Annotated in this window: 7 protein-coding genes; 6 read left to right on the forward strand and 1 reads right to left on the reverse strand. The window is 52.5% G+C overall.

Annotation, left to right across the window (positions count from 1 at the left end; genetic code table 11):
- Positions 1-8: 8 nt before the first annotated feature.
- The 5 genes from OIM03_10470 to OIM03_10490 all read left to right on the forward strand — a co-directional run bounded on the left by OIM03_10470 (position 9) and on the right by OIM03_10490 (position 6,226).
- Positions 9-833, forward strand: coding sequence for an ABC transporter permease (locus tag OIM03_10470; GenBank protein ID HJI74670.1), 825 nt, complete (start codon positions 9-11; stop codon positions 831-833).
- A 151-nt stretch (positions 834-984) separates the two neighbouring features.
- Positions 985-2,559: an ABC transporter substrate-binding protein gene (locus OIM03_10475; protein ID HJI74671.1), complete on the forward strand. Its 1,575-nt coding sequence runs from the start codon at positions 985-987 to the stop codon at positions 2,557-2,559.
- A 33-nt stretch (positions 2,560-2,592) separates the two neighbouring features.
- Positions 2,593-3,354: an ABC transporter ATP-binding protein gene (locus OIM03_10480; protein HJI74672.1), complete on the forward strand. Its 762-nt coding sequence runs from the start codon at positions 2,593-2,595 to the stop codon at positions 3,352-3,354.
- Positions 3,351-4,163, forward strand: coding sequence for a dipeptide/oligopeptide/nickel ABC transporter ATP-binding protein (locus OIM03_10485; GenBank protein HJI74673.1), 813 nt, complete (start codon positions 3,351-3,353; stop codon positions 4,161-4,163). The genes OIM03_10480 and OIM03_10485 overlap by 4 nt, the downstream gene beginning before the upstream one ends.
- Positions 4,164-4,915: 752 nt before the next feature.
- Complete coding sequence (locus OIM03_10490; protein HJI74674.1) at positions 4,916-6,226, forward strand: MFS transporter; 1,311 nt, start codon at positions 4,916-4,918, stop codon at positions 6,224-6,226.
- A 415-nt stretch (positions 6,227-6,641) separates the two neighbouring features.
- Here OIM03_10490 and OIM03_10495 read toward each other — a convergent pair whose 3' ends face one another.
- A complete protein-coding gene (locus OIM03_10495; protein HJI74675.1) occupies positions 6,642-9,770 on the reverse strand; it encodes a hypothetical protein in 3,129 nt (1,042 codons plus the stop codon).
- Positions 9,771-9,849: 79 nt separating this feature from the next.
- Between OIM03_10495 and OIM03_10500 the strand changes: the two genes are divergently transcribed.
- The coding region (locus tag OIM03_10500) for a helix-turn-helix domain-containing protein (GenBank protein HJI74676.1) at positions 9,850-10,168 on the forward strand (319 nt) is incomplete at its 3' end.

Genomic DNA, 10,168 nt, shown 5'->3' on the forward strand with positions numbered 1-10,168 from the left:
TGCACATGATCGTCCGCGGACTCCGGGAAAACAGGGTTTTCCTCGTGACGTCGATCCTGATTCTTTTCATACTTCTCATTGCATTCCTTGCGCCGCATATTTCGCCTTATGATCCGCTTTCCGCTTCCATAAAGGATGCGAATCTGGCGCCGTCTTCGTCGCATATTTTCGGCACGGACAAGCTGGGCCGCGACGTTTTCTCCCGCATCCTCTGCGGAGCTGAGCGTTCGCTCTCCAGTGTCCTCTTCCTTGTCGCTCTCATTTTCGTCGTCGGCACGACGGCCGGTGTCATTTCCGGTTATGCAGGCGGCATCGTCGATATCGTCATCATGCGTATCGCTGATATGATGATTTCCTTCCCGGGGATCATCCTTGCGATTGCGATTTCCGGCATCATGGGGCCGTCCCTGATCAATGCGATGCTGGCCCTGACGGTCGTCACATGGACGAAGTATGCGAGGCTTTCCCGCTCGCTCGTCCTGAAATTAAAGGAAAGTGAATTCGTAGAGGCTGCCATTGTCAGCGGCGGTACTCATACTCATATCCTTTTGCATCATATTCTGCCAAACGTCCTTCCTCTTCTTGTCATTACGGCTGCTGCAGATATCGGCGCCATGATGATGGAACTGGCAGGGCTTTCCTTCCTCGGATTCGGGAGCCAGCCGCCGCAGCCGGAATGGGGCCTCATGCTGAATGAAGGCCGCCTGCAGCTGCAGACCGCGCCATGGCTCATGTTCTTCCCGGGTTTTGCGATTTTCCTTTCTGTCGTCGTCTTCAATCTCTGGGGCGATGCACTCCGGGATGTCCTTGACCCGCATCAGGATCAGCAGTAAAAGGCGCAGGAAACGAATGGCAAGGTCTCCTCACTTGCATCCCGCCATCCCGTTTCCTCCGGATCACCCGGTTTCTTCTTAAAAGCCGCATGATTCTTTCCCATTGCCTTTTCTATAGATTTATTCACTATATTTTCAAAAAGGAGACATCATGAATTCATTTGCAAAGAAAGGGGCTGCCCTTGCAGCCTGCGCCCTTCTCGTTTTCGGTCTTTCCGGATGCGGCGGAAGTTCTTCCTCCGCGAGTAAAGACACACTCCGTGTCGGCGTAACGAACTTCGCCGACAGCCTTGAACCGACGGCCAACTATTTCGGCTGGCAGGTCATGCGTTACGGTGTCGGCGAAGCACTCGTCCACTTTGATGATAAAATGCGCCCGGAACCCTGGATCGCTGAAAGCTGGCAGGTCGCTCCGGACCAGATGTCCTGGACCTTCAAGATCAAGAACATCAAATTCTCCAACGGCAATCCTGTCACCGGTGAAGCTGTCAAGAAATCCATCGAGAGAACGTTTGCCAAAGCACCGCGTGCTCAGGCTATGTTCCCGCTCGACCACATCACAGCTGACGGACAGACTGTCACGATTTACACCAAGAAGCCGATTGCAACACTTCCAGGCATGCTGGGCGACCCGCTTTTCATCATCGTCGACACGTCTGCTGAAGGAAAGCAGGACTTCGGCAAGCAGGGCCCGATTTCCACTGGTCCTTATGTCGTAAAGAGCTTCTCCAAAGCCAAGACTGAGCTTGATGCGAACCCGAATTACTATGCATCTGTTCCTTACAAGCATGCTGTCGTCAATACGATCGATGACCCGTCCACCCGTGCTATGGCTCTCCAGAAGGGCGAAGTCGACGTTGCCGTCAACATTGCGCCTGGTGATCTTGCGCTCTTCAAGGATAAGAGCAAGTTCACCACCTCTAAAATCGATTCCATCCGCGACGTTCTTGCCCGTCTTTCCGTGAAGGAAGGAAAACCGCTGGCAGATCCGCGCGTACGTGCTGCCCTGATCGAATCCCTCGACCGCGATACATACTGCAAGGTCCTTCTGAAGGATACATTCACCCCTGGCGGCCCGGCTCTCCCGCCGTCCCTCGATTATGACTTCGATGGACTTTCCAAGACCTATCCGAACAAGTACAATCCTGAACATGCCAAACAGCTTCTTGCTGAAGCAGGCTGGAAGGATACGGATGGCGACGGCATCGTCGATAAAGACGGCAAGCCGCTCTCCCTTGATTTCGTTTACTACTCCGGCCGTGCTGAACTGCCGCTCTTTGCTGAAGCTACACAGGCTGATGCCAAGAAGGTCGGCATCCAGATCAACCTGAAGAACGTCGACTACAACGTCCTTGACGGCATCGGCACCAGAGGCGAGTACGACCTCCTCATTTCCAACATCCTGACCGAACAGGCAGGCGATCCGGAAACGTTCCTCAACATGTACTGGAAGACGAACGTCAACGGTTCCAACCCGCAGAACGGTTCCGGCTACAGCAACCCGGCTTATGATGCTCTCTCCGATCAGCTCGCCAGCGAATTCGATCCGGCCAAACGCAGAGACATCATCATCCAGATGGAAAAGATCCTGCAGGATACCTCCGCTACCGTCGTCTTCGGTTATCCGCAGACTAATATGATTTCCACCTCTGCTGTCGCTCATGCAGATATCAAGCCGTGTGACTACTACTGGATCACCGACAAGATCACACCGGCTTCCAAGTAATCACTTCATTCTTTCATTCATAAAGGAGCTGCCATGCTTTTAGAAGTCAATGACCTGTCCATTTCATACGGCAAAGGAAATCCCGTCGTGCATGGGGTATCCTTTTCCGTAGACAAAGGGAAAATTCTTGCCATCATCGGGGAATCCGGCTCAGGGAAGACGACCGTCCTCCGCGCTGTCGGCCATATCCTGCCAAGGCAGGGACAAGTGACGGGCGGACACATCCTTTTTGAAGGGAAGGAATCAGAGACGAAGACGATCCGCGAGAAGACGTCCTTCATCTTTCAGGACAGCGGCGCCATGCTGAATCCGATCCGCACCATCGGGACGGAATTTTCCGAATACCTCGCTGCCCACGGCATCACGGGAGGCGAAGCGGAAGACCGCATGACGAATCTCCTTTCGCAAGTGCGCCTTCCTGATCCGGCCGGCATCCTCAAGAGCTACCCCTTCGAACTGTCAGGCGGCATGCGCCAGAGGGTCGGGATTGCTATGGCTATGGCGATTCATCCCGAGCTGATCCTTGCCGATGAACCGACGTCTGCCCTGGATGTCACGAATCAGGCCGTCGTCGTCCGTGAAATGATGGACGTCTGTGCCCGCGCGGATACGGCCATCATCGTCGTCACACATAATATGGCCCTTGCCTCGTACATGGCGGATACCATCCTTGTCATGAAGGATGGAAATGCCGTCGAGTATGGAAGTGCCGAAGAAGTCATTTATCATCCGAAAGATCCGTATACCAAGCTGCTTCTGGCAGCTGTTCCAGACCCGGGAGGCGTATTGTCATGAGACTTGATGGAAAAGAACTGCTGAGAACGGAGGACATATGCCTCACCTTCCATCCTGAAGACGGCATTCCCGTCAAGGCGGCTGACCATGTGTCGATCACGATCCATGAAGGAGAAACCTTCGGCCTCGTTGGTGAATCCGGAAGCGGCAAGTCGACACTCGCCCGCATCCTGACGCACATCCACCAGCCTGATTCGGGAAAGGTGTACTTTGAAGGAAAAGACGTGACAAATCTCAAGGGCAAAGCACTCCGCGAGAGCCGCCGCGCCATCCAGATGGTCTTCCAGGATCCATCCTCTGCTTTCAACCCGAAGGAACGCATTGCAGACATCATCTGCGAACCGCTCATGAACTTCGGACTCATCGCCAATGGCGATGTCGACAAGAAAGCTGCGGAAATGCTGAAGAAGGTCGACCTTCCGGAAGATTTCATCAATCGCTACCCTTCTGAACTTTCAGGCGGCCAGCGCCAGCGTATCGCGATTGCTCGCGCTCTGGTTCTGAAGCCGAAGCTCATCATCTGCGATGAAGCCACGTCAGCGCTTGATATGTCCGTCCAGAAGACGATCATCGAGCTGCTTTCAAGGCTGCAGAAGGAAACAGGCGTCGCCTATCTATTCATCTGCCACGACCTGGCGCTTGCTAACCTTTTCTGCGATACCATCGCCGTCATGAAGAAGGGCGTCATTCATGAAACGATTCATGACCTGAACGAAGCGAAGGACCCCTACTCAAGGAAACTCCTCGCGTGTACATTCACAATCAGGGAAGGAAAGAATAAAGTTTTCCCGGATTCCTTATTCGCATAATAAGAAGAGCTATGACGAAATGTGTAATCATTTCGCCACAGCTCTTTTTTTTCATAGAATATTCCATTGGAAGATTATCTGACTCGTATATGAATTGCCTTTATCTGAATACCTAGAATGAACCCCTTTCGGCGCATACGCGCCACTTTCCCCTAACGGGGACAGCTAAACCTCGCTGACGCTCGAGGAAATGCAACTCATCCGAGAAATTTTAAAATGCGAAAATTTCCCACCTTTCCTTCCAGGGCAAGGTCAAAGGCTCTTTTTGATTTGGGACATCCCGGCATGGGAAGGGCCGAAAAAGTGCCATCTTCGCCCCTCTTCAAGGATATATATAGTACACTTTATAAAAATGAGTAAATTCTTCTTGACAAGTCTCTCTGTTTCATGGATAATGAACCCAATTCACTACCAAGGTACCGTTGACAATGGTACTGCAAAGAGACAATGAACAGGCTGGGATTGGACATCAAGTATCTTACAGAGAGCCGGGAAAGCTGAGAACCGGCGGATCAGGTCCATTTCCATATCACCTGGGAGTCGCTGTATCGAGGAGCACCCGGGATTCCCAGATACAGCCGCAAGCCTTCGTTACAGGCAGTCTGTCATAAGCACAAAGTATAATGACAGGGTGGTACCGCGAACCTTCGCCCCTGTTGCTCAATAAAGAGCAGCAGGGGCTTTTTGCACCCTTGAGGCATGTGAGGAAAAGGATAAGGATTCAAAATGATTAATGAAAGGGGTATCTGATTATGGAAAGAACCATCACCGCGGACGCCGTTCCGCAGGCCAAAACACGTACTATGACTAATTTTCGCTGGAAGATTGCCTTCCTTATTTTCCTGATCAGCTTCGTCGCTTACATGGACCGGGTCAATTTGTCCGTCGCAACCCCTGTCATTATGCAGGAATTTGGCTTTGATAAAATGGATATGGGCTTCCTCCAGACTTGCTTCTTCGCCGGCTATGCGCTGATGCAGGTCCCTGGCGGCATGCTCGCTGAACGTTTCGGCCTGCGCAAAGCCGGCGCCGGCGCTATTCTCTGGTGGTCTGTCTTCACAGCGCTCACCGCTTTTGCTCAGGGCAAGGCAAGCTTTGCCGCTGTCCGCCTGGCTTTCGGCCTCGGCGAAGGTCCTGTTTTCCCTTCCCTTGGACAGGCGACTTTCAACTGGTTCAATAAGGATGAAAAAGGCAAGGCGAGCAGCGCCATTCTTCTGGGCACATTCTTTGGCCCCGTCGTTGGCCCGATGGTTACCGTCGCTCTCATAGCCGCTCTTGGCTGGCATGCTGTCTTCATCATCTTCGGTCTGGCAGGATGCGTCCTTGCCTGGGTCTGGCATCGCTATGCACAGGACAATCCAAAAGACAGCCCGTATGTCAATGAGGAAGAAGCAGCCTTCATCAATGAAGGACGCAGTCTCTCCGCAGAAAAGAAATCGGCTCCCTGGAGCCGTTTCCTCCGCTCCCGTCAGTTCTGGGCGCTGGGCATCCAGTTCTTCGTCGTCGACTACATCATGTACGTATTCCTCGCATGGCTGCCTCTCTACCTGACTGAAGTCCACAACCTGTCCCTGAAATCCATGGGCATCTGGGCTTCCTTCCCATGGATTGCGCTGATGGCTATGGTATTCACCGCCGGCTTCCTCTCTGATCGTATGGCACATAGCAAGAACAGCAGCCGCCAGTACACCATGCGTACCTTCACCGCTATGGCAGGCGTCGCTGTCACCTCCCTCGGTCTTTACATCGCAGCGCATACCGCAAGCGGCGCAGCAGCAACGATTTTCTGGATGAGCGTTTCCTTAGGCGCACTCGGCTTCTCCATGAGCGCCAGCTGGTCCACTGTTATTTCCCTCGGCGGCAAGTACACCGGCTCCGTATCCGGCTGGATGAACCTCTGGGGAAACGTCGGCGGCGTCCTCGCTCCGATCGTCACTGCATTCTTCGTCACCAACTATGGCTGGAACAATGCATTCACCTACACCGCGCTCTTTGGCATCATCGCCATCGCAGCATGGCTCTTCGTTAATCCGGGCAAACAGCTCGAAGGGACGGAAGAATAAATTCATTAATAAGAGGCTGTGGCAAAATGATTACACATTTTGCCGCAGCCTCTTTTCTATTGGAAAATTCCATTAAAGGATTATCTAACAAATGTATTTATTGGTTCTGTCTGAAAACCTTGAGCGATGATGCTTCACCTTTGGGGAGAATACACCCCTTTCGGCGCAAAAGGAAGTGCTTTACTTAAATGAACCCCTTTCGGCGCATGCGCGCCACTTTCCCCTAACGGGGACAGCTAAACCTCGCTCCACTCGAGAAAAGGAAAAAGCAGCGTTTTAACGAATTTTGCCACAGCCCCTTTTTGGCATTGGAAAAGCAGGCATCTCCCGGGAAGGTGGAGTATGCCTGCTTTTCCATAAGTGAGTGGGAATCTATCAGTTAACTCCCCTGGGAGAGGGAGATAACCTTCATCAATTAAAATGCTCTTGAGACGGAGAGTGTGTAGGTCACGCCGCGCTGTTTTCCAGCCCAGCCTGTGACGTTGACGTCTGCGCCCCACGGGTTTTCTTTTGTCAGTCTGCTCTTCCAGCCAAGTTCGAGGAAGCCGCTCGATCCTTCTGCGGAAGGACTTGGCGTATTGAAGCTCCTGTAGCTGGCTCTTGCCTTGCTGTCAAACTCGTAGTCCCAGCCGATGCCTGCATAGCAGGATCCGATGTCGGAAATTTCTTTCGTCCATCTTACGCCGAGTCTTGTGCGGTAGGAATCGATGGAGTCGAAATCATACCGGGAACTGCCTAATGTATTATCAATCCGGACGTTATTACTTCCAAGGTGCGTCCAGAAGGATTTGCCATAATAGTCGAAGGAGTTAGTATCTTCAGTAACGACTTTGCCAAGGCCTGCCATGGCGGCGATATATGGAGCGCCGCTGTCGTAAGAGGCGTCATAGCCGTCAATCTTTCCTTTGAAATCACCGGAGAGATGGCCTGCGCGGACGAGAGCCTCATAGTGGAGGCCGTCTTTGCGGTCGCGGCGGTAGAGTTCGCCTGCTCCTGTATAGTGCTGATCGCCATCGGCCCTTGCGCCATCATCCAGATGGCTGGTGTAGTTGCTCCTGCCGTATTCGAAGAATGGCATCAGGGTATCGACATAGCCCTCTCTTTCATACTGACGGACAAAGCCGATGTTCGCATTCAGGCCGGTCGTATCGATATACGATCCCGTTTCATGGCGAAGATCGAAGCCGCCGATGGATGCATACGGCGTGAATCCGCCAGATCCTGCCGCGTAGGCGTCCACTGCCTCTTTGTAATTTTCTGCCGCCATGTCGGACGCATTCCAAAGTGTCTCAATGGAAGCTTCCCTTGCTTCAGCGAGGAGTTTCGTGTCAGAAAGGAGGGAGGGTACGCTGTCCTCAGGAACTTCGAGGATGACCTTATCTCCGTCTTTCCGGATGTTCACTTCTCTTCTGAGGAACGCGGCGTCCGTGACCGTACTGCTGCCGCTCATCATGCCATAGTCTGTGTCCTCAGCTGTAAGGCCGCTCTTTCCGTCGATCAGCGTAATCGTATCGCCAGGGCTCATCTGCATGGAGTCGTAGACGGATGCCCTGATGGATGCACCGCTGACGTCAGCCGTGCTTGTCACGGTCAGGATTGTATCTCCTGCCGTCGTATCTGCCGGGACATAGAAATTCAGATTTTGGAAATAGCCGAGCTTGTCTACGGTTATGCCTTTCGTATAGAAATTCAGTGTATTGCCGCTGCTGTCATCAGAGAAACCGCCATAGAGCCTGGTATCTGCCCCGAAGGTGCCTCCGTAAATATTGACTGTATTATTCGAAGCCGTGCCGGAATCGGCGCTGCCGCCATATACGTACTTATTAATGGTACCGCCGCTGATTGTCACGGTGTTGCCCGCAGCATTGCCGCCAAGCTGCGCAAGACCCCCGTACACGCCTTCTTCGATAGTGCCGCCTGTCACGGTGATTTCATTGCCTGAAACTTCTACCGCATCCCCAAGGAAGGACATACCGCCGGCCGCCTGCCCGGAAATGGTGCCGCCGGAAATAATCAGCTGATTTCCTGAAACGGTGCCATCGGCAAAGTAAAGAAGGCCGCCGTATGCATTTTCTTTAACACAGGAATTGCCGCTGATGGCAAGCGTATTGCCTGTCACGGAGCCGCCGGCTGAATAGCCGCCCTCGGCATAGCCATTGACGGTCACGTCCTGGATCGTCACTTTGTTTCCGGACGCATCGCCTTCTTCTGTGTAACCGCCATAGATGCTTGACGCTTCGCCAAGTATCCCGCCTGTTACGGTGACGGTATTATTGGAAACGTTGCCTGAGGCAGTCTTCGCGCCATAGATATCGCCGGAGACGGTGCCTCCGCTGATGACAGCGGTATTTCCTGAAGCATCTCCATTCGTCTTCGTGTACGCCCCCATGACATCGCCGGAGACGCTGCCGCCGCTCAAGGTGACGGTATTATCCGCATTTGACGGACTGCTTATCAAGATATATCCGCCAATCAGATTTCCGCCGACACTGCCTCCGGTCATGATGGCCTTGTTTCCTGAGGTGCCCTTGGTTCCTTCAGACAAAAGGCCTCCTGCCGCATCATTTTTTATGGTATCATTTTCGCTGATTGTAATGATATTTCCTGTCACAGCACCGGCGTCTGAAAAGCCGCCGGATGCATAACCATCCACGGTTCCGCCTGATATTGCCAGAGTATTATTTATGGCATCGCCTTTATAAGAGAAGGCACCGCTGATTTCACTCTGCACACTGCCGCCTGTCATTTGCACCTGATTGCCAGAAGCTTCGCCGTCTATTGAGTAGCCGCCATAAACATCGCTGTAGCCAGTTCCCTTTACTGTGGCCGTGCCTTCCACAGTAACCTTGTTCCCGATGACATCGCCATTCTGAGAATAGCCGCCGATGACATCATTGGAAACTGTGCCGCCGCTTATGGTCACTTCATTGTAGGAAGCTTCGCCCTGGCTTTGCTTGGAGACGCTGCCTCCATAGAGGCAGTCTTCCACGGTGCCGCCTGTCATCGTCACTATATTTTTCAGGGCTGAGCCCATGCCGGAATAGCCGCCATAAGCATTCGATTCAACCGTGCCGGCTTCTTTGATATAAAGATAATTTCCTGACGCTTCGGCGCTCTCGCTCGTCAAAGTCACGCCGCCATAAATGCTCCCGGCTTTTGCATCGATGCTGCCGCCCCCGATTATCACGCTGTTTCCCTGCGCATTACCTTCTGTGGAAACGCCGCCGTAGACAGAAACCGTAACTGTCCCGCCGCTTAATTCGACGCTGTTTCCAGTGGCGTCACCGATGCCGCCCGTACTGCCGCCATCGATAGATTGTACTACCTTGCCGCTTTCCATGAAAACTTTATTGCCTGAGACCGCTCCGCTTCCAGAATCCACATAGCTGCCTTCCGCGCTCTCGTAGATGGTTCCTGTCGTCGTGATTTTCAAAGTATTTCCGGAAGCTTCTCCGTTTGCCGAATAGCCGCCGTACGCGGATCCATTGACGGATGCTTCTTTCGTGATGGAGAGCTGATTATTCAATGCGCTGGTATGATTCAACAAGAAAGACAGAATAATATCATAAATATATTAGGAGGTCATTCTTATGCCATGTAAAACCAAAGCGTCCCCGGAGGAAATGTTAGACCAGATTGCTTCATATCTCTATCAGGGTGTTACGATTACCCAGGCAGCTGAAAATCTTCATATGAGCCGCATAACATTCAGGAAATGGGTCCTCCGGTATAAAGAGGAGGGCTTTAAGGGATTGCGGCCCAGGCAGCATTTGTCTTACTACTCCAATCAGATGAAGATCCAGGCCGTAAAGGAATATCTTAAAGGCGGTGTTTCCATGCTTTCCGTCTGTGCCAAATACAGAATTTCCGGCACACTCTCCCTTAAAACATGGATTGAGGCGTATAATGAGCATAAGTTGACAGACCTCGTTTCTGAAGGAG

The sequence above is a fragment of the Veillonellaceae bacterium genome (assembly GCA_025992895.1).
Taxonomy (GTDB): Bacteria; Bacillota; Negativicutes; order Veillonellales; family Dialisteraceae; genus Dialister.